Annotated in this window: 19 protein-coding genes; 11 read left to right on the top strand and 8 right to left on the bottom strand. The window is 74.1% G+C overall.

What is annotated here, in order from left to right:
* Nucleotides 1–35 precede the first annotated feature (35 nt).
* Nucleotides 36–581 carry an EF-hand domain-containing protein gene (locus tag IF27_RS08475; RefSeq protein ID WP_052848774.1) on the top strand — a complete coding sequence of 182 codons (546 nt, stop codon included), beginning with the start codon at nucleotides 36–38 and terminating at the stop codon, nucleotides 579–581.
* A 97-nt stretch (nucleotides 582–678) separates the two neighbouring features.
* Here the strand turns inward: IF27_RS08475 and IF27_RS08470 are convergent, their stop codons facing one another.
* Nucleotides 679–1476 carry a class I SAM-dependent methyltransferase gene (locus IF27_RS08470; protein WP_052848773.1) on the bottom strand — a complete coding sequence of 266 codons (798 nt, stop codon included), beginning with the start codon at nucleotides 1474–1476 and terminating at the stop codon, nucleotides 679–681.
* A gap of 98 nt (nucleotides 1477–1574) precedes the next feature.
* Complete coding sequence (locus IF27_RS08465) at nucleotides 1575–2057, bottom strand: nucleoside deaminase (RefSeq protein ID WP_052848772.1); 483 nt, start codon at nucleotides 2055–2057, stop codon at nucleotides 1575–1577.
* Between the two features lie 97 nt (nucleotides 2058–2154).
* Between IF27_RS08465 and IF27_RS08460 the strand changes: the two genes are divergently transcribed.
* From IF27_RS08460 to IF27_RS08450, 3 genes are all read left to right on the top strand, one after another.
* Nucleotides 2155–2685: an Imm50 family immunity protein gene (locus IF27_RS08460; protein ID WP_110945676.1), complete on the top strand. Its 531-nt coding sequence runs from the start codon at nucleotides 2155–2157 to the stop codon at nucleotides 2683–2685.
* Entirely contained in the window at nucleotides 2672–3028 is a 357-nt protein-coding gene (locus tag IF27_RS08455; protein ID WP_052848770.1) for a hypothetical protein, read from the top strand. The genes IF27_RS08460 and IF27_RS08455 overlap by 14 nt, the downstream gene beginning before the upstream one ends.
* A gap of 137 nt (nucleotides 3029–3165) precedes the next feature.
* Nucleotides 3166–4344 carry a phospholipase D-like domain-containing protein gene (locus IF27_RS08450; RefSeq protein WP_052848769.1) on the top strand — a complete coding sequence of 393 codons (1179 nt, stop codon included), beginning with the start codon at nucleotides 3166–3168 and terminating at the stop codon, nucleotides 4342–4344.
* Between the two features lie 133 nt (nucleotides 4345–4477).
* Here IF27_RS08450 and IF27_RS08445 read toward each other — a convergent pair whose 3' ends face one another.
* Nucleotides 4478–5209, bottom strand: coding sequence for a SigE family RNA polymerase sigma factor (locus IF27_RS08445; protein ID WP_110945675.1), 732 nt, complete (start codon nucleotides 5207–5209; stop codon nucleotides 4478–4480).
* A 194-nt stretch (nucleotides 5210–5403) separates the two neighbouring features.
* Here IF27_RS08445 and IF27_RS08440 point away from each other — a divergent pair, with 194 nt between their 5' ends.
* Genes IF27_RS08440 through IF27_RS08425 form a run of 4 tightly spaced genes read left to right on the top strand, consistent with a single transcriptional unit; the run spans nucleotide 5404 to nucleotide 8976 of the window.
* Complete coding sequence (locus IF27_RS08440) at nucleotides 5404–6081, top strand: response regulator transcription factor (protein WP_052848857.1); 678 nt, start codon at nucleotides 5404–5406, stop codon at nucleotides 6079–6081.
* Entirely contained in the window at nucleotides 5979–7688 is a 1710-nt protein-coding gene (locus IF27_RS08435) for an ATP-binding protein (RefSeq protein ID WP_110945673.1), read from the top strand. Before IF27_RS08440 ends, IF27_RS08435 begins: the two co-directional genes overlap by 103 nt.
* On the top strand, nucleotides 7685–8299 hold the full coding sequence (locus IF27_RS08430; RefSeq protein WP_052848768.1) for a hypothetical protein: 615 nt from the start codon (nucleotides 7685–7687) through the stop codon (nucleotides 8297–8299). The genes IF27_RS08435 and IF27_RS08430 overlap by 4 nt, the downstream gene beginning before the upstream one ends.
* A gap of 59 nt (nucleotides 8300–8358) precedes the next feature.
* Complete coding sequence (locus IF27_RS08425) at nucleotides 8359–8976, top strand: VanZ family protein (protein WP_190232864.1); 618 nt, start codon at nucleotides 8359–8361, stop codon at nucleotides 8974–8976.
* A 78-nt stretch (nucleotides 8977–9054) separates the two neighbouring features.
* On the opposite strand, the gene IF27_RS08420 is transcribed toward IF27_RS08425, so the two are convergent.
* From IF27_RS08420 to IF27_RS30045, 3 genes are all read right to left on the bottom strand, one after another.
* Complete coding sequence (locus tag IF27_RS08420) at nucleotides 9055–9432, bottom strand: hypothetical protein (protein WP_052848766.1); 378 nt, start codon at nucleotides 9430–9432, stop codon at nucleotides 9055–9057.
* A 165-nt stretch (nucleotides 9433–9597) separates the two neighbouring features.
* On the bottom strand, nucleotides 9598–10734 hold the full coding sequence (locus IF27_RS08415) for an adenosine deaminase (protein WP_052848765.1): 1137 nt from the start codon (nucleotides 10732–10734) through the stop codon (nucleotides 9598–9600).
* 78 nt (nucleotides 10735–10812) lie between these two features.
* Nucleotides 10813–12597: a serine/threonine-protein kinase gene (locus tag IF27_RS30045; RefSeq protein WP_110945672.1), complete on the bottom strand. Its 1785-nt coding sequence runs from the start codon at nucleotides 12595–12597 to the stop codon at nucleotides 10813–10815.
* A gap of 309 nt (nucleotides 12598–12906) precedes the next feature.
* Here IF27_RS30045 and IF27_RS08405 point away from each other — a divergent pair, with 309 nt between their 5' ends.
* Nucleotides 12907–13704 (top strand): hypothetical protein, encoded by a 798-nt coding sequence (locus IF27_RS08405; protein ID WP_052848764.1) that lies wholly within the window; start codon nucleotides 12907–12909, stop codon nucleotides 13702–13704.
* Between the two features lie 211 nt (nucleotides 13705–13915).
* On the opposite strand, the gene IF27_RS08400 is transcribed toward IF27_RS08405, so the two are convergent.
* The gene (locus IF27_RS08400) at nucleotides 13916–14902 is read right to left on the bottom strand and encodes a LysR family transcriptional regulator (protein WP_052848763.1); all 987 of its coding nucleotides are present in this window, start codon (nucleotides 14900–14902) and stop codon (nucleotides 13916–13918) included.
* 92 nt (nucleotides 14903–14994) lie between these two features.
* Here IF27_RS08400 and IF27_RS08395 point away from each other — a divergent pair, with 92 nt between their 5' ends.
* Together IF27_RS08395 and IF27_RS08390 are read left to right on the top strand one after the other, a co-directional pair.
* Entirely contained in the window at nucleotides 14995–16254 is a 1260-nt protein-coding gene (locus IF27_RS08395) for an MFS transporter (RefSeq protein WP_052848762.1), read from the top strand.
* Between the two features lie 166 nt (nucleotides 16255–16420).
* Nucleotides 16421–16912 carry a hypothetical protein gene (locus IF27_RS08390; protein WP_052848761.1) on the top strand — a complete coding sequence of 164 codons (492 nt, stop codon included), beginning with the start codon at nucleotides 16421–16423 and terminating at the stop codon, nucleotides 16910–16912.
* 14 nt (nucleotides 16913–16926) lie between these two features.
* On the opposite strand, the gene IF27_RS08385 is transcribed toward IF27_RS08390, so the two are convergent.
* The gene (locus IF27_RS08385) at nucleotides 16927–17634 is read right to left on the bottom strand and encodes an LppU/SCO3897 family protein (protein WP_190232863.1); all 708 of its coding nucleotides are present in this window, start codon (nucleotides 17632–17634) and stop codon (nucleotides 16927–16929) included.
* Between the last annotated feature and the right edge of the window lie 13 nt (nucleotides 17635–17647).

The following is a 17647-nucleotide window of genomic DNA, read 5'->3' as shown; positions in this document are numbered from 1 at the left end:
CGGGCCGACCCCGGCCCGGGAGAAGGCGGTACGAGATGACCACGGAGACGAACAGCGCGGCGGTCAGCCGGGCCGGACTGGTCTTCACCCTCTTCGACGCGAACGGCAACGGCGTCATCGAGGCGGACGACTTCGAGCTGCTGGGACAGCGCGTGCTCGCGGTGTCCGAGGGCGCGGACGAGGCCGCCAAGGACGCGCTGCTCGACTCCCTCCGCGGCTGGTGGACCACCCTCGTCACCGAGCTGGACACCGACGGCGACGGGCAGGTGGACCCCGAGGAGTTCAACGCGATCGTCCTGGCGCCCGAGCGCTTCGGCGACGCGCTGGACGCCTTCGCCGTGGCGCTGCCCGCGCTCGGCGACCCGGACGGCGACGGGCTGGTCGAACGGCCCCTGTTCGTCGCCCTGATGACGGCCATCGGCTTCGCGGTGCCCAACATCCAGGCGCTGTTCGACGCGTTCGGGCCGGACGCCGAGGACCGCGTCACGACGGACGTGTGGGCGCAGGGCATCCGGGACTACTACGCGCCGGACAAGGTGGGCATCGCCGGGGACGCGCTGGTCGGCGGCGCGGCGGCCTGACCGGGGCCGTCCGACCGGGGCCGCGTGCCCCGAGGTGACGGGCGGCGCGTCCGGCCGCCCGTCACCACCCCTTCGCGGGACACGACGCCCGCGCGGCTCAGCCCGGCCGCCGCCCCCAGGCCGTGAGGACGGCGAGCGACAGGTCGTGGAAGCCGGGCGAGACCAACTCGGCGCAGGCCGCGTCGATCTCCGCGTCCGTGGCGAGCCCCGCGGCGACCATCCCGGCCCGCGCCTGCTCCAGGTTCAGCACCCACCACCGCGCCTCGGCGTCCCCGCCCTTGACCGGCTGGATGCGCGCGTGGTGCCCGATCCCGGTGAGCCCGGCGCGCTCCAGCGGCACCGGCAGCGAGCGCGCCCAGGACGTGTCGCTTCCGACCGACAGTTCCAGGTAGGCGCGGAACGCGCGCATCGCCGCGCGGTACGCCGGGTGCGGCGAGTCCTCGGTCGGGAAGGTGGCGGGCTCTTCGAGCAGCAGCACGCCGCCGGGCTTCAGCCAGTTGGCGAGCCGCGCGACGGCCACGTCCGGCTCCGGCAGGTGCATGACGACGTACCGGGTGTGGATCACGTCGAACGAGCCCGGCGGGAAGTCGTCGGTGAACAGGTCGTGCCGCAGGACCGTCACGCCCTCGTCCACCAGGCCGGTCAGGAACGTCGTGTCGAGGTCGGTGACCGTCACCCGGGCGCCCTGCCCGGCCATCCAGCGGGCCACGGACCCGGCCCCGCCGCCGACTTCGAGGACGGCGTCGCCCGGCTTCAGCCCGAGGGCCGCCAGCCGGGCGCGCGTGGCGCCGTCCAACAGGGACTCCAGCAGCCGCAGCCGTTCCAGCTCGGTCGGCACCGCGTGGCCGAACAGGCCGTCCGCGTAACGCTCCTGCTCGTGCGACGTCCGTTCCACAGGCTCTCCTCCGCCTCCGGGGCGCGCCCCCACGGCGGGGGCGCGTTCCACGGTGACAGCCGGGAGGGGCGCGGCGCGGGGTTTTCCCCGGATACGACTCAGACGGGCGGCGCCGCGTGGTAGCGCAGGTGCAGCGCGCGGACCTCCTCGTCCAGCGGCGCGACCGGGCCCTCCACGACGGCGCCCGGCACGAGATCCGTGATCGGCAGCGGGCGGACGGGCAGCGGGGGCAGGCCGAGGCCCGCGAGCCAGCCGCCGAGTTGGGCGGACGAGCTGGCGTAGACGATGCGGCCGAGGCCGACCCAGCCGTGGGCGGTGGCGCACATGGGGCAGTGCTCGGTCGAGGTGTAGACGGTGGCGGCGGCGCGCTCCTGCGGGGTGAGGTGCGCGGCGGACCAGCGGGCGAGGGCGAACTCGGGGTGCTGCGTCGCGTCGCCGCCGCCCACGTGGTTGTGGTCCTCGAACAGGACCGCGCCGTCCGGGCCCACCAGGACGGAGCCGAACGGCTCGTCCCCTGCGGCGAGCCCCTCGGCGGCCAGCTCGACGGCGCGCCGCAGATGGCGCAGGTCGGTGTCGTTCATGTGCTTCCTTGCTTCCCTGGTGCGACGTACCGGGCCCGGCGGACGCACGGCGCCGTCTGTATGGTGCCTTGCACGCAGTCTTGCAGGGGGTGGGTGAATGGGGCGGGCAGCGTCGGGCCGTACGGTGACCCGTCACTGGGCCGACGCCCTGGTCAACCGCGAAGCGCTGGACGCCTACTACACCGCCGTCCCGCCGCTGTCGGGCGCCGTGCTGCGCTCGCTGCACCTGGACCGGCACGGCCCCTCCGTCGTCCTCCGGCTCGACCTGCCCGCCTTCCCCGACCGGCCTGAGCCGGAGTGGACCGGGGCGGGCGCCGACCGGTTCGAGTGCCACGTCGCGTTCCTGGACGTGGCGGACGTGCGGCTGGCCGGTCCGCTCGCGGGCGGGCCGGTGGACGTCACGCTGGAGACGGCGCCGCCGGAGGGGCGGCGGCTCGCCGTCGCCCTCACCCGCCGGGACGGCGCGGGCACGGGGCGGTTCACCGCGAACGCGTCCCTGCGCGTCGGCCACCTCGCCGCCCACGGCGGCACGCCGGACAGCTACCGCTTCGCCGGGCGCGTCGATCGCATCCGGCTGCGCGGCGGGCTCCCCGACACCACGGACAGGGCCTTCTATGAACGCCTCTGACGGCGCGGGGCAGGGCGGCGGCGTGACGTCGCTGCTGATCGACGAGCGCGCGCGCACGGTCACCGTCCACGCCAGGCATCGCGGCCTGCCGGACGGCGCCCCGCCCGAGTGGGCGGCGCAGGGCTTCGACGCGTGGGAGGAGAGCGCCGGCCACACCGCGGTGGACGCGCTCGCCGTGGACGGCTGGAGCCACGAGCCGGTGACGTCCTGGCGCAGCGCGCCGCTGCGCGACGCCCCGGGGCGCGTCGCCGTCGCCCTCGAAGGGCCTGGTACCTCGGTCACCTTCCACGCCGACGCCGCCGTACGCCGCGCCACGCGTCCGCTACGGACCGGCGCCGCCTGACGGACCCCACCTGACGAGGACGCCGGCCGCCCCTGTTCCTCCAGGCCAGGCAGGGGTTACAGTCGTCCGGCTCCACGGCCGACGCCGGACGGCGCGGGGCCCGTCCCCCCTTCCCCGGCGGACGGCGAGGCGATCCCATGACGGCGACCGGCGAGGACACGGCGCGGCGCGCCGACCGCATACGGCGAAGACTGGAGCGGCTGATCGGCGTGGCCGCCACCGAGGGCAACGCCCTCGACGTGCTGCGCAACGGCGACGAGATCTTCCCCGCGATGCTCGACGCCATCCGCTCGGCCCGGCACACCGTGGACCTGATGACGTTCGTGTACTGGAAGGGCGAGATCGCGCGGGAGTTCGCCGAGGCGCTGACCGAACGGGCGGCGGCGGGCGTGCGCGTGCGGCTGCTGCTCGACGGCTTCGGGAGCAGGCTGATCGAGAAGGACCAGCTGGCGCGGATGGAACGGGCCGGGGTGAGCGTGGCGTGGTTCCGCAAGCCGCTGTGGCTGTCGCCGCTGAAGCAGAACCACCGCTGCCACCGGAAGGTCCTCGTCGTGGACGAGGCGACGGCGTTCACCGGCGGCGTCGGCATCGCGGACGAGTGGCGCGGCGACGCACGGGACCCGGACGAGTGGCGGGACACCCACGTGCGGGTGAGCGGCCCCGCGGTGGACGGGATCGCGGCGGCGTTCGCGCAGAACTGGGCCGAGTGCCGGGACGTGCTGTTCGACGAGCGCGACCGCTTCCCCGCGCAGCGGCAGCCGGGCGGCGCGGTCGTGCAGGTGGTGCGCGGCTCGGCGAGCTTCGGCTGGCAGGACATGCAGACGCTGCTGAAGGTCGTGCTGGAGTCGGCGGAGGAGCGCGTGCGGCTGGCCACGGCCTACTTCGCGCCCGACCGGTACTTCACGGAGCTGCTGTGCGCGACGGCGGCGCGCGGCGTCACGGTGGAGATCGTCCTGCCGGGGCCGCACACCGACAAGCGCGTCGCGCAGCTCGGCGGCCAGTGGCACTACCAGGAGCTGCTGGACTGCGGCGTGCGGATCTTCCAGTACGGGCCGACGATGATGCACGCGAAGATCGCGACGGTGGACGGCGTGGCCGCGCTGATCGGCTCGACCAACCTGAACCGGCGCTCGCTCGAACACGACGAGGAGGTCATGCTCGCCGTGCTGGACGAGGAGTTCACGGCCACCCTGGACCGGCACTTCGACGAGGACGTGGCGGCGAGCGTGCGCATGGAGGCCGGACGGTGGCGGCGGCGGGCGCCCGCGCAGCGCGTGCGGGAGGCCCTGGTGCGGCCGATACGCCGCTTCCTGTGAGGCGGGGCGACCGTCGCCCGACATGACGGCGCGGGGCCCGGCCAGACCCCCCGGCCGACCGGACCCCGCGTTCCCCGTCCCCCTTTTCCCCCGCTCCCCCGTTTCCCCCCGATCCCCGGCTGCGCCGGTCGCGTCAGGCGACCAGTTCGCCGAAGGACTCCTCGCGGTCCTGACCGAAGCTGAGCACCCGGTCCTCCCGCAGGCGGCGCAGCGTCCGCCAGATGCTGCTCTTCACCGTGCCGACGCTGATGCCCAGCGTGTCGGCGATCTCGGGGTCGGTCTGCCCCTCGTAGTAGCGCAGCACCAGCATCGTCCGCTGCTGCTCCGGCAGACGCGCGAGCGCCTGCCACAGCACGGCACGCAGTTCGGTGCCGCGCATCGTGTCCTGCTCACCGGGCGACTCGGGCAGTTCCTCGGTCGGGTACTCGTTGAGCTTCCGCCGGCGCCAGGCGCTGATGTGCAGGTTGGTCATCGTCCGCCGCAGGTATCCGCTGATGGCGGCCTTGTCGGAGATACGGTCCCAGGCGCGGTACGTGGACAGCAGCGCGCTCTGGAGCAGGTCCTCGGCCTCGTACCGGTCACCGGTGAGGTGGTAGGCCGTCGCGTAGAGAGAGGCACGGCGCTCCCGGACGTAGGCGGTGAACTCCGCCTCCGCCTCCCCGTCGCGCCGTGCGTCCCCCGCGCAGCGCACCTCCCCCGTACGCCCGTCCACCGCGCTGAGGTGGGACGGACGCTGCTGCCCGGGACCGCGCCGGCCCCCCAGCCGGTTCGCGGCCACGGACTTCTCCCCGTGCCGGACGGGAACCACCCCGGCGGACATGTGCGTCCCCCTCACTGCCGAGCCGGTGTGACGCGTGACGTTCATCCCCGCTCCCCCCTTGTCCGTTCCTCGTCCGGTTCCTGCTGGCCACTACAGTGCCGGGCCAGTTTCATGACGGGGTCCCCCGTCTGTCACAGCGGTGTCACAGGGGTCCGTGCTCCGGTGCGCCGGTCCGGCGCCGGGGGTGGGTGCAAACGGACAGTCGTACTCCGCCCCGTCCATAGGACACAATGACCGGCGTGGCTTTCCTGTTGCTGATCGAGGACGACGAGGCGGTTCGAACAGCCCTGGAGATGAGCCTGACTCGCCAGGGACACCGTGTGGTGACCGCGCCGACGGGCGAGGACGGGCTGAAACTGCTGCGCGAACAGCGGCCTGATCTGATCGTCCTGGACGTGATGCTGCCCGGGATCGACGGCTTCGAGGTCTGTCGGCGTATCCGTCGCACCGATCAGCTGCCGATCATCCTGCTCACGGCGCGTAGCGACGACATCGACGTCGTGGTCGGCCTGGAGTCCGGCGCGGACGACTACGTCGTCAAGCCCGTGCAGGGCCGCGTCCTGGACGCCCGTATCCGCGCGGTGATGCGGCGCGGCGAGCGCGAGTCGAACGATTCCGCCACCTTCGGATCGATCGTGATCGACCGGGCGGCCATGACGGTCACCAAGAACGGCGTGGACCTCCAGCTCACGCCCACCGAGCTGCGGCTCCTCCTCGAACTGAGCCGCCGCCCCGGCCAGGCGCTCTCCCGCCAGCAGCTGCTGCGGCTCGTCTGGGAGCACGACTACCTCGGCGACTCGCGCCTCGTGGACGCCTGCGTCCAGCGCCTGCGCGCGAAGGTCGAGGACGTGCCGTCCTCCCCCAAGCTGATCCGCACCGTCCGCGGCGTGGGCTACCGCCTGGACGCGCCTTCGTGACGCACGAGACCGGCGTACGGGGACGGCTGCGCGCGCTGCTGCGGCTCACCAGCCTGCGGCTGCGGCTCGTCACGGTGTTCGCGCTGGTCGCCCTGGTCGCCGCCGTGTCCGTGTCCGGCATCGCGTACTGGCTCAACCGCGACGCCGTCGTCACCCGCGCGCAGAACTCGGCGCTCGGCGAGTTCCGCAAGTCGCTGGGCGACAACGCGGGGGCGCTCCCCGACGAGGCCACCTGCGACGACCTGCGCGGCATGGCCGCAGCCGTCGCCAACAACACGCTGGGCTTCGAGGTCGTCCTCGTCGAGGACCAGGACGGCCGCCCCGAGTGCGCCGCCGAGTCCGACCCGGCCGTCTTCAGCGCCGCGATGGTCCCCGACTCGCTGCGGGAGGCCGTACGGCAGCGGCGCTACGACGACGACTCGGGCGCGCCGTTCCACATGTACTGGCAGCGGATCACGCGCGAGGGCCACCCGTACCTCATCGGCGGCACCCAGGTCATGGGCGAGGGGCCGACCGGGTACATGCTCGCGTCCCTCGGCGCGGAGAGCGACGACCTGCGGTCCCTCGCCTGGTCCCTGGGCATCGCCACCGCCCTGGCCGTCATCGGCTCCGTCCTGCTCGCGCAGGCGGCGGCCCGCACCGTCCTGCGGCCCGTGCAGCGGCTCAGCGACGCGGCGCACCGGCTCGGGCAGGGCAAGCTGGACACCCGTCTCGAAGTGCGCGGCGCCGACGAACTGGCCGAGCTGACCCGCACGTTCAACGACGCCGCCGCCTCCCTCGAAGCGCGCGTGGCCGAGCTGAGCGGACGCGAGGAGGCCAGCCGCCGCTTCGTCGCCGACATGTCGCACGAACTGCGCACCCCGATGACCGCCATCACCGCGATGACCGAGGTGCTCGAAGAGGAGATCGACAGCCTCGACCCGATGATCGCCCCGGCCGTGCAGCTGGTCGTCAGCGAGACGCGGCGGCTGAACGACCTGGTCGAGAACCTGATGGAGGTCACCCGCTTCGACGCGGGCACGGCCCGGATGGTGCTGGACGCCGTGGACATCGCCGACCAGGTCACCGCCTGCATCGACGCCCGCGCCTGGCTCGACGCCGTCGAACTGGACGCGCCACGGCACGTCATCGCCAGCCTCGACCCGCGCCGCCTCGACGTCATCCTCGCCAACCTCATCGGCAACGCCCTCAAGCACGGCGGCTCCCCGGTGCGCGTCAGCCTGCGCGAGGAGACGGGGCCCGCGGGGCCCGAGGTCGTGATCCGGGTCGCCGACCACGGGCCCGGCATCCCCGCCGAGGTGCTGCCGCACGTCTTCGACCGCTTCTACAAGGCCAGCGCGTCCCGGCCGCGCTCGGACGGCAGCGGGCTCGGGCTGTCCATCGCGCTGGAGAACGCCCATCTGCACGGCGGCGACATCACGGCGCGGAACCTGCCGGGCGGCGGCGCCGAGTTCACCCTGCGGCTGCCCCACCGCACGCAGGACGAGCCGGACGACCCGTGCGAGGCGGAGGACACCCCCGTCGTCCTGCCGGGCAGCCGCGCCCCGGGCGACGTCACGGGCGCCCCCGGCCACGACAGCCCGGCGGACGGCGGTGAGCGCCGGTGATACGCCTCCCCCGCCGGTACGCGGCCGGGCTCCTCGCCGCCCTCGGCGTGACCGTCCTCCTCGCCACGGCCACCGCCTGCGGCATACGCCCGACCGACGTCCCCGTGGACGCCGGGCCGGCCCCCACCCGTGCGACCTGCGACGCGCCCCCCGGCGAGGACAGCCAGGACAGCGAGGTCTTCCTCGTCTGCGGCTCCCACGTGAACCCGGTGCGGCGCCCCCTCTCCCTCGGCGCCACCGCGCAGGACGGCGCGAAGATCGCGGGCGCCCTGCTGTCCGAACTCCAGAGCGCCCCCGGCAGGAACGAGCGGGACGCCGGATTCACGAGCGAGGTCCCCGCCGACCTGCGGGTCAGCGGCCCGGTCGGCGGCGACCCGGCGGGCACCCTGCGGCTGAGCGAACGCCCCGCCGCCCTCCCCGCGACCGCGCTCGTGCAGATCATCTGCACCTTCGCCGCCAACGAGTCGCTGGGCGACGGCTGGACCGTCATGCTCGGCGGCCCGCCGGACGGCAAGCAGGACCGCCCGAAGACCTACGCCTGCTCCACCGCGACCCGGGCCAGCCCCGAGGAGGCCCAGGACACCATCAGGCGGCGGATCAACGGACCGTAAGACGTACGTCACACACACGGCGCGGAACCATCAGCGACGGGTGCCGCGTCCTGGTGTCCGTGCAGCCTCACTCCGCGGGCTCCACCGGACCCGTCGCCGATCGGCGCGTCCGGCTGAGCGCCCTCGTCCTCGTGGCCGTCCACCTCTCCGTGGTGAGCTGGCTGGCCCTGCGTCCCCTCAGCGTCGTGTGGGTCGCCCCAGGCAACCTGGAGCCGTTCGCCACCATCGCCGTCGATCTCCGGCACGGGCCGGGAGAGGCGCTGCGCTCGGTCGGCGGCGGGATGCTCCGGCTAGCGCCGCTCGGAATCCTGCTGCCGCTCCTCAGCCGTGACCTCGGCGGCAACCGCCTCGGCTCCTTCGGGCGCACGGTCCTCACGGGCGCGATGGTGGCGCTGGCGCTGGAGTACTGCCAGTCGATGGTCCCGAGCCGCGTGGCCGACATCGACTCGGTGATCCTCGACATCGCCGGGATCGCCCTGGCGCACCAGCTGAGCTACCGGACGCTGCGCCGCCTGACGTCCCGGCGGCGCCGCCGCCCGCGTCCGGCCGTCCCGCTCGTCCGGCACGACGCCCCGCCGCCGCGGCCCACCGGCGCGCGCGAGGCGCGGCGCACGGCGGCGTCGCGGCAGCGGCCCGCCGACCACGACACGCTCGTCCTCAGCCGCCTGCACGTCTGAGGGTCCGGGCCGCGCACGCGTGAGGGCCGGTCCCGTCCTGGGTGGACGGGGCCGGCCCTCGCGCGCGGGTGGGGCCGCTCAGCGGGCGATCTGGATGCCGTCGAGCACCTGGTCGGTGGGGATGCCGAGCGATTCGGCCGGATCGACGGGCAGGCCGCCGAGCAGTTCCCCGGCCTGGCCGAGCGGGGTCGCCTGGGTGGCCGACAGGGTCTGGTGGGCGGTGGTGAGCGCGTCGGTCTTGCCGGTGAGCATCCCGGTCCCGGTCTCGACGAGTTCGCCGCTGTCACCCGGCAGGGTCTGCGCCACGTCGTGCGCGGGCAGCGTGCGGACCATGCCGCCCGCCGTCTGCGAGACGCCGTCGAGCGGCGAGACGGCCGAGGCCGACCCGGCGCCCGCGGCGGCGAAGGCGGCACCGAGGGCGACCGCGCCGAGCGTCTTCTTCGTTGACTGCTTCATCAGTGATTCGTCCTTGCGTGGGGTTTCGAGCGGCGAGGTGGACGGTAGCCAGACCGGCGCCCGTACCGCAATGAATCGAAATGCGCGCGGCGTCCCCTTGCGCACCGGCGCCCCACCGTACTCACGCGGATTCCGCATTCCCGCGCCACGCGGTATCCGCACTGGTCAGGACGGCAACGACGACCGCTGCCCAAACAGCCATTCGGAGCGGAGCGCGGCATACCCGGGCTTGATCACGTCATTGATCATGGCCAGACGTTCATCGAAAGGAATGAACGCGGATTTCATCGCATTGACCGTGAACCACTGAAGGTCGTCCAACGTGTAACGGAATGTCCGGACCAGATGGGTGAATTCGGCCGTCATGCTGGTTCCGCTCATGAGGCGGTTGTCCGTGTTGACGGTGGCGCGGAAGCGCAGCTGCCGCAGGAGGCCGATCGGGTGCTCGGCGTACGAGGCGGCGGCGCCCGTCTGGAGGTTGGAGGTGGGGCACAGCTCCAGCGGGATGCGCTTGTCGCGCACGTAGCCCGCGAGCGGGCCGAGCTTGACCGAGCCGTCCTCGGCGACCTGGATGTCGTCGATGATGCGCACGCCGTGCCCGAGCCGGTCGGCGCCGCACCACTGGAGCGCCTGCCAGATCGACGGCAGGCCGAACGCCTCGCCCGCGTGGATCGTGAAGTGGTTGTTCTCGCGCTTCAGGAACTCGAAGGCGTCCAGGTGCCTGGTGGGAGGGAACCCGGCCTCTGCACCCGCGATGTCGAAGCCGACGACGCCCAGGTCCCGGTAGCGGTTGGCCAGTTCGGCGATCTCCAGGGAACGGGCGGCGTGCCGCATCGCGGTCAGGAGCGCGCCCGCGCGGATGCGGTACCCGGCCCGCGCGGCGCGGCGCTCCCCGAGCCGCAGCCCCTCGTTGACGGCCTCCACGACCTCGTCCAGGCCGAGCCCCTGGGTGAGGTGCTGCTCGGGCGCGTAGCGGATCTCGGCGTAGACGACGCCGTCCGCGGCCAGGTCCTCGACGCACTCGGCGGCGACCCGCGCCAGGGACTCACCGGTCTGCATGACGGCGGTGGTGTGGGCGAACGTCTCCAGGTAGCGGACGAGCGAGCCGGAGTCGGCCGCCTCGCGGAACCAGCGGCCGAGCCGGTCGGGATCGGTCTCGGGGAGGGCGTCGTAGCCCTGCTCGGCGGCGAGTTCCACGATGGTGGCGGGGCGCAGGCCGCCGTCGAGGTGGTCGTGGAGCAGCACCTTGGGGGCGCGGAGGATCTGTTCGGGCGCGGGAGGTGTCAAGGACGGTGTCGTCACGCCGGAACTCTAACGCCTACGCGCGTAGAAATCCCGGTTGCGGGCGGGCCGTTCCGGCGGGACCGCGCGGCGCCGTGCTCAGTCCCGCGAGCGCTCCGGGCTCTCCTGGTCTGCGGCCAGCGCGGCTTGGAGCCGCGCGGCCTCGGCGTGTTCACCGGCCTTGTCGAGGGTGTCGGCGTGGTGCTCACGGACGGTCAGGGTGTCCGGGTGGTCGGGCCCCACGACGCGCGCCAGGTCGGCGGCCAGCTCGGCCAGCAACCCCGCCGCCTCGGCGTGCTCACCGGCCTCCCCCAGGTTGTACGCGTGGAAGAAGCGGGCGTTCAGGGTGTCCGGGTGATCGGGCCCCATGATGCGCGCCCGGTCGGCCGCGACCCCGGCCAGCAACCGCGCCGTCTCCGCGCGCTCCCCCGCCTCGCCCAGGTTGTACGCGTGGAAGTGGCGGGCGAGCAGCGTGTCGCGATGGTCGGGCCCCAGGACACGCGCCCGGTCGGCGGCCAGCTCGGCCTGGAGCCGCGCCGCCTCCGCGTGCTCCCCCAGCTTTTCGAGGTGGAACGCCTGGAGGTGGCGGGCGTTCAGGGTGTCGAGGTGATCGGGGCCCAGCACCGCGCTCTCCAGTGGCACGAGGTCGGCCAGCAGCCGCGCCGCCTCCGCGTGCTCGCCCGCGTCCCCGACGGTCACGGCGTGGTGTTCGCGGGTGCGGAGGGTGAGGGGGTGGTCAGGCCCCTTCACCCGAGTGCGGACCGCGATGACGTCGGCCAGCAGCAGCGCGGCCTCGGCGTACCGGCCCGCGCTTCTCAGGTTGAGGGCGCGCCAGTGGTTGCGGCGTGGCCCGCGCGCGGGCTTCGCGGCGGGGTCGGTCGTGGGGCCCGCGTCCGGTGGCCGCACGTCCGGCCGCGCCACGGCGCCCGGTGGGGGTGCGGTGAGCGTCGTCGCCGCGTGGAGGGAGGGCGGGACGGCGCCCGGCCCGGTGTACGGCGCGGTGGCGGGGGCGGCGCGCGTCCGGATGAGCGCGGCCACGGTCTCGGGCCACGGCGGGGCGGGGGGAAAGTCGTCGGGCGGGTCCCAGTGCGCGGCGATCCGCCCGAGGAGCTGGGCCGGGGTGGGCCTGTCCGCGGGCTGCTTGGCCAGGCAGGCGGCCACCAGGGCACGGAGCGGGCCCGTCAGCCCGTCCAGCAGCGGCTCGTCGGCGACGACGCGGCGCAGGACGGCCAGCGGCGGCCCCTGCCCGAAGGGGCCACGGCCGGTGGCGGCGAAGGCGAGGACGGCGCCGAGGGCGAAGACGTCACCGGCCGTCCCGACCTCCCCGCCCTCGGCCTGTTCCGGGGACATGAAGCTGGGGGTGCCGACGAGGGCGCCGGTGCCGGTCAGCGCGGTGGCGTCCATGGCACGGACGATCCCGAAGTCGATCACGCGCGGGCCGTCCACGGCCAGCAGCACGTTCGACGGCGTGAGGTCACGGTGGAGCAGCCCCTCGGCGTGGATGGCCTGGAGCGCCTCGACCAGCCCGGCCGCGAGCGGCCACAGCGAGCCCTCCGGCAGCGGCCCCGACGCGCCCACGGCCTCGGCCAGGGACGGCGCGGGGACGTAGAGGGTCGCGATCCACGGCCGCTCGTCCTCGGGACCGGCCGCCACCACCGGCGCGGTGAACGCGCCGCTGACGGTCTGCGCGGCCTCCACCTCCCGCCGGAAGCGCTGCCGGAACTCGGCCTGCCGCGCCAGATGGGGGTGCACGACCTTCACCGCGACCACCCGCCCGCCCGGCGACCGGCCGAGGAACACCTCCCCCATCCCCCCGGCGCCGAGCCGCCCCCGCAGTACGAAGTCCCCCAACCGCGCCGGATCCCCGGCCGCCAACGGCTCCACGCGCCCTCCTCCCCCGCCCGCGGCACGCCTCCCGCGTACACCGCCGGACACCTACCCAACCAGGCCCACTCCGACCGGTGTTCACCTCGGGCGACCACACGTCCTCGATCGAGCGAGCCGTTTCCGGCGCGGAGCCGACCGCCTGACCGACGCCGTGCTCCGTGGGCGGCTCCTCGCGCGGGGGAGGAGGAGTCGATCCGGCTTCCCCCGCGCGGCCCGTCCCGCCTGCCCCTTCAAGCACAACGCCCGCCTAGGCTGGTGCAGTTGCGGCCCTGACATGCCGCGTGTGCGTGAGGGAGGAAACGGGACATGACGCGTTACGAGGACAGGCTGGGGGCCATGCTCGCCGGTCTCCGCAGGAACGCGGCCTTCACGGTGGCCCACGCGGAGGAAGGCCCCCTTGCCACCTGGCTCGACGGGCCCGAGCACGCGCTTCAGGTGATCAGGAAGGTCACGGGCCTCGACCTCGCCCCCTCCATGACCGGCAACTTCCACCGGTACGGCGACCTGCGGTGCTACTGGCGGGGGACCGCGGACAGCACCCTCGGCGGCGAGCTGGGGCTCAACCATCTGGTGAACGCCTGCGTGGGCTGGGTTCCCGGCACGGTGCCTGAAGCGGACTGGCCGGCGTCGGAGCGCCGGGACAACGGAGAGGTCACCAACGTCTCCGAGGTCTACGGCCCACCGACCGAGAGCGAGGACGAGGAGGAGGACGAGCCGTACACCGAGCTCGTCGTCCACGGCTTCGACGGCACCGCTCACACGGGCGACGGCGCGATCGCCGGGTTCAGGGCCGAGGGCGGCGTCGTCCTCGACGCGTCGGGGAACCCCGAGATCTGGTTCTCCGTCAACACCTCGGGCACCCTGGTACGCCTCGACCTCAGCTACCCCCAGTACCTGGAGACGCTGCTGCTCACCCGCGGCCTGCACGGTTGGCAGTACCTCTTCGCCGATCCGCACGACCCCGGCTTCCCCGAGTACTTCCGCCTGGACATCGGCCGCCACATCGACCTTGTCGCGCGCGCCTTCCCCGAGGACGACTTCTCCGCGCTGCGGGCCAGGTACGAGGCTTTCACCCGGGCCCGCGAGGCGGGCCGACCGAGCTGACGCCCCGCTGCGGCCCGGTGGGAAGGACGCGCGGTCCGGGCCGGGTACGGAGCTCTCGTCGGCGGGCGACCGTCCGGGTCGGGAACGAGCGTCCGGGTCGGGAACGAGCGTCCGGCCGTCGCGGGCTCCACGCTCCCTCCCCCCTGCCCGCGGCGCGCCTCCCGCGCACACCGCCGGGCACCTACCCGACCAGCCCCGCGCCGACCGGTGATCACTCGGGCGCCGGAATGCCCGCCAGCCGCCCGCGCCGCCCCAGCAGGAACCGCTTGAACGCGGCGACCGGCGCCGTGTCCGGCCGCCCCGCGGGCCAGGCCACACCGATCTGCCGCGCCGCGCGCGGCGCGGTGACGGTCAACTCCCGCACCTCGGGGCGGGGCACGGTCGGCGGCGGCAGCAGCGCGACGCCCAGCCCGGCCGCGACGAGGCCGCGCAACGTCTCGGGCTCCTCGCCCTCGAAGGCGACGCGCGGCCTGAACCCCGCCTGCTCGCACAGCGATTCGGTGAGCCGCCGCAGCCCGAAGCCGGGCTCCAGGGTCACGAACCGCTCGTCCGCCGCCTCCGCGAGCCGCACCCGGCGGCGCCCGGCGAGCCGGTGGTCGGCCGGGACGACGAGGTGCAGCCGCTGCTCGTCCAGCCTGCGGGTGACGAGGTCGGGCGCCTCCGGCACGGGCGAGGTCAGGCACAGGTCCAGCTCGCCCGCGCGCATCCGCTCGATCATGTCCTCGCCGTAGCTCTGCACCAGGACGAAGCGGATGCGCGGGTGCTCCTTGCGGAAGTCGCGCAGCAGGCCGGGCACGGTCTCGGGGCCCATCGTGTGCAGGAAGCCGAAGGCGACCTTGCCCGCCGCCGGGTCGGCGTCCGTGCGGACGGCCTCGGCGGCGCGTTCCAGCTCGGCCAGGGCGCGTTCCACCGCCTGCGCGAAGTCGCGGCCCGCGCGGGTGAGGGAGACCGTGCGGCCGTGCCTGGCGAGGAGCGGGACGCCGAGATCCGCCTCCAGGCGCGCCATCGTGCGGCTGACGGTGGACTGCGGGACGGCCAGCTCACGGGCGGCCTGCGTGATGTGCTCGTGCCGTGCGACGGCGGCGAACTGCGCCAGCCGCGGGCTCAGCAGCGCGGCCCACGCGTCGGGTTCCAGATCCGCCAGGCCCGGTGTGACCGTTGTTACGCCGATGTCGTTCTCGTTGCCCGGTGATGACATGCCCGCCCCTCAGCTCCACTTATGCACTGGTGGATGAATACTCGCAGATCCATGCATTGGACGCATCGATACGGGAGTTCTACGTTTGCTGCATGCCCACCGCTGCAAAGGGGGTGGTCGCCACCGCGACCGCCTCCGCCACGCCGTTGACCGCCACCCCTTCACACGTGCGTACCCGCATCAGCCTCGCCCTGTTCGCGATCGGCGTCGCGACGTTCGCCATGCTCTTCTCGACCCAGGCCCTGCTCCCCGGCATCGCGGACGGCTTCGGCGTGCGCGCCGACCAGGCCAGTTGGACCGTCTCCGCGACGACGATCGGCCTCGCGGTGGCCGTGCTGCCGCTGAGCACGCTGTCCGAGCGCTTCGGGCGGCGCCAGACGATGACGGCCTCGGTCGCGGCGGCGGTCGCGCTCTCCGCGCTCATCCCCTTCGCCCCTGACCTGACGACGCTCATCGTGCTGCGTGCGCTCCAGGGCGCGGCGCTGGCGGGCATCCCGGCGTCGGCGACGGCCTACCTGGCGGAGGAGCTGCCCGCGCGGGAGACCGTCGGGGCGATCGGTCTGTTCATCGCGGGCAACAGCGTGGGCGGCATGACCGGGCGTGTCATGACGGGCTGGGTCGCCGAGGGCTACGGTTGGCGAGCGGCGCTCGGGGCGATAGCAGTGCTCGGCCTGGTGTCGGCGGTCGTCTTCCGACTGCTGCTCCCTCCGGCGCGGAACTTCTCCCCTGCCCCGCTGCGGCCCCGGGTGGCGCTGCGCACGGTCGGCGGCCACCTGGCGCGTCCGCTCCTGCTGCGCCTGTACAGCATCGGGGCGCTGCTGATGGCGGCGTTCAGCGCGGTCTACACGGTGATCGGCTTCCGTCTGACCGAGGAGCCCTTCGGCCTCTCGGCGGGGCTGGCCGGTTCGGTCTTCGTGATCTACCTGGTCGGCACGGTCTCGTCCGGCTCGACCGGCCCGCTGCTGGGGCGCCTCGGGCGGCGCGGCGCGCTGTACGCGGCGATCGTGACGGTCTCGGCCGGGCTGCTCCTGAGCCTGTCGGACAGCCTGGCGCTCGTCCTGACCGGCCTCGTCCTGATCACCGGCGGCTTCTTCTTCGGCCACGCGGTCGCCTCGGGATCGGTCAGCCGGACGGTGACGCACGGCAGGGCGCAGGCGTCGGCGCTGTACCAGGTCGCGTACTACCTGGGCGCGAGCGTCGGCGGCACGGCGGGCGCCGTGATCTACCACGCGGGCGGCTGGACGAGCCTGGTGGTCTTCGCGCTGGCCGCGCTCACGGCGACGGCGGGCATCACCCTGTACGCGACGCACCGGGCGCGCGGCGAGCGCCGGGCGCTGGCGACGGCGGCCTGACCCGCGCCACGGCGACGTCCGCGCGAACGTCCGCACGCCCATGGCGACGTCCACGGCGACATTCACCGAGGGGCCCGCACGACGCGGGCCCCTCCGCCGTGTTCCGGCACCGACCCGGCACCGCGTGCCGGTTGTGGGCGTGCGGCGGATGCGGGATGGTCATGGGGTGGAGATGCCGCAGACGCTCGATACGCCCCTCGCCGACACCCGCCCGTCCCTGCGGCAGCGGGCCGTCGGGCCGTGGCCCGGGCTGCTGCACTCGCTCGGCGTGACGGCCCTGGTGGTGACCGAGTGGTTGCAGCACCACCTGCGGACCAGCGACCCCGGCTCGCTCGCGATCGACCCGTACGTGCGCGATGTGGCGGGCGCCACCGAGGACTTGCGGGAGTACGGCGCCTTCCGCTGGGCGACCGACGTGTTCGACGCGACGTCCCTCGGCGAGCCGCGCGCCGCGCTGTGGACGGCCGTCTACGTGGCGCTGCTGGTGCGGCTCAACCGGCGCGGCCCGGCGCGGGCGCAGCACACGCTGTCGATGCTGGCCGGAGCCTACTGCCTGCTCGGATTCCTAGCGTCGCTACCGCTCCAAGTCCCGCTCGGCGCAGGAGCCGTGATCCTGGCCGGGCTGTCCGGCGCACTGGTGTGGACGGCGACGCGCTGACCGTCCGCGCCCCGTCAACCGCCCGCCTGCGCGCCCGCGTACTCCATGGTGCACACCAACGTCCGCCCGCCATCGACCACCCAGTACCAGTACTCCGTCGGATCGCCGTCCTCGCGGGCGCACAGCGGGCCCGTCATGTCGGCCGGGGTCTCCTCCACGCTGCTGATGTGCAACACGCGGTCGTAGCCGTCCGGGAGGGACGGCGCGTCGCACTCGACCACGCTGAGCAACCCGGCGCGCATGCCGTCCTCCTGGTCCGTGGTCTGGCCGAGCATGCAGTAGCCCGTCTCGAACTGCCGCGTCAGGCACAGCGCGACGGTCTGCACGCCCCAGGTGTACGACCAGAAGCTCCAGCCGGGGCCCTCGGGGCAGTCGGCGGCCTGGGCGAGGACGTCGGTGACGCGGACGTACGCCGTGTCCGCGTCGCAGGCGACGCGCTGCGGCAGTTCGCTGCTCCACGCGCCGGTGCCGGTGTCGTGGACGGCCAGACAGTCCCCGGTGCGCACCGCCTCGAACGCCTCCCCCGTCGGGTCGGGCGGCGGCTCGGGGCTGCGGCTCGGCGCGGGGGCGGGGGCCGACGGCTCCGACGGCGGCAGCGACGGCACGGCCGAGGGCAGCGCGGCGGAACCGCCCGCGCCCAGCGCGTTCGGCAGGACAAGGGCGGCGAACGCGACAAGGGCGACGACGAGCAACCACACACCACTGCGCCCCTCGTTGTTCACGCTGCCTGCTTAC

It is taken from the genome of Streptomyces avicenniae (genome assembly GCF_000719135.1).
Classification (GTDB): domain Bacteria; phylum Actinomycetota; class Actinomycetes; order Streptomycetales; family Streptomycetaceae; genus Streptomyces; species Streptomyces avicenniae.
The sequence above is the reverse complement of the archived record's forward strand: the minus strand, read 5'-3'. Positions and strand labels throughout refer to the sequence as shown.

What these genes read in the sequence shown, in the direction of transcription:
- IF27_RS08475 (WP_052848774.1), top strand. Translation starts at nt 36, where the DNA reads ATGACCACGGAGACGAACAGCGCGGCGGTCAGCCGGGCCGGACTGGTC.
- IF27_RS08465 (WP_052848772.1), bottom strand. Translation starts at nt 2,057, where the DNA reads ATGAACGACACCGACCTGCGCCATCTGCGGCGCGCCGTCGAGCTGGCC.
- IF27_RS08460 (WP_110945676.1), top strand. Translation starts at nt 2,155, where the DNA reads ATGGGGCGGGCAGCGTCGGGCCGTACGGTGACCCGTCACTGGGCCGAC.
- IF27_RS08455 (WP_052848770.1), top strand. Translation starts at nt 2,672, where the DNA reads ATGAACGCCTCTGACGGCGCGGGGCAGGGCGGCGGCGTGACGTCGCTG.
- IF27_RS08450 (WP_052848769.1), top strand. Translation starts at nt 3,166, where the DNA reads ATGACGGCGACCGGCGAGGACACGGCGCGGCGCGCCGACCGCATACGG.
- IF27_RS08445 (WP_110945675.1), bottom strand. Translation starts at nt 5,209, where the DNA reads ATGAACGTCACGCGTCACACCGGCTCGGCAGTGAGGGGGACGCACATG.
- IF27_RS08420 (WP_052848766.1), bottom strand. Translation starts at nt 9,432, where the DNA reads ATGAAGCAGTCAACGAAGAAGACGCTCGGCGCGGTCGCCCTCGGTGCC.
- IF27_RS08405 (WP_052848764.1), top strand. Translation starts at nt 12,907, where the DNA reads ATGACGCGTTACGAGGACAGGCTGGGGGCCATGCTCGCCGGTCTCCGC.
- IF27_RS08400 (WP_052848763.1), bottom strand. Translation starts at nt 14,902, where the DNA reads ATGTCATCACCGGGCAACGAGAACGACATCGGCGTAACAACGGTCACA.
- IF27_RS08395 (WP_052848762.1), top strand. Translation starts at nt 14,995, where the DNA reads ATGCCCACCGCTGCAAAGGGGGTGGTCGCCACCGCGACCGCCTCCGCC.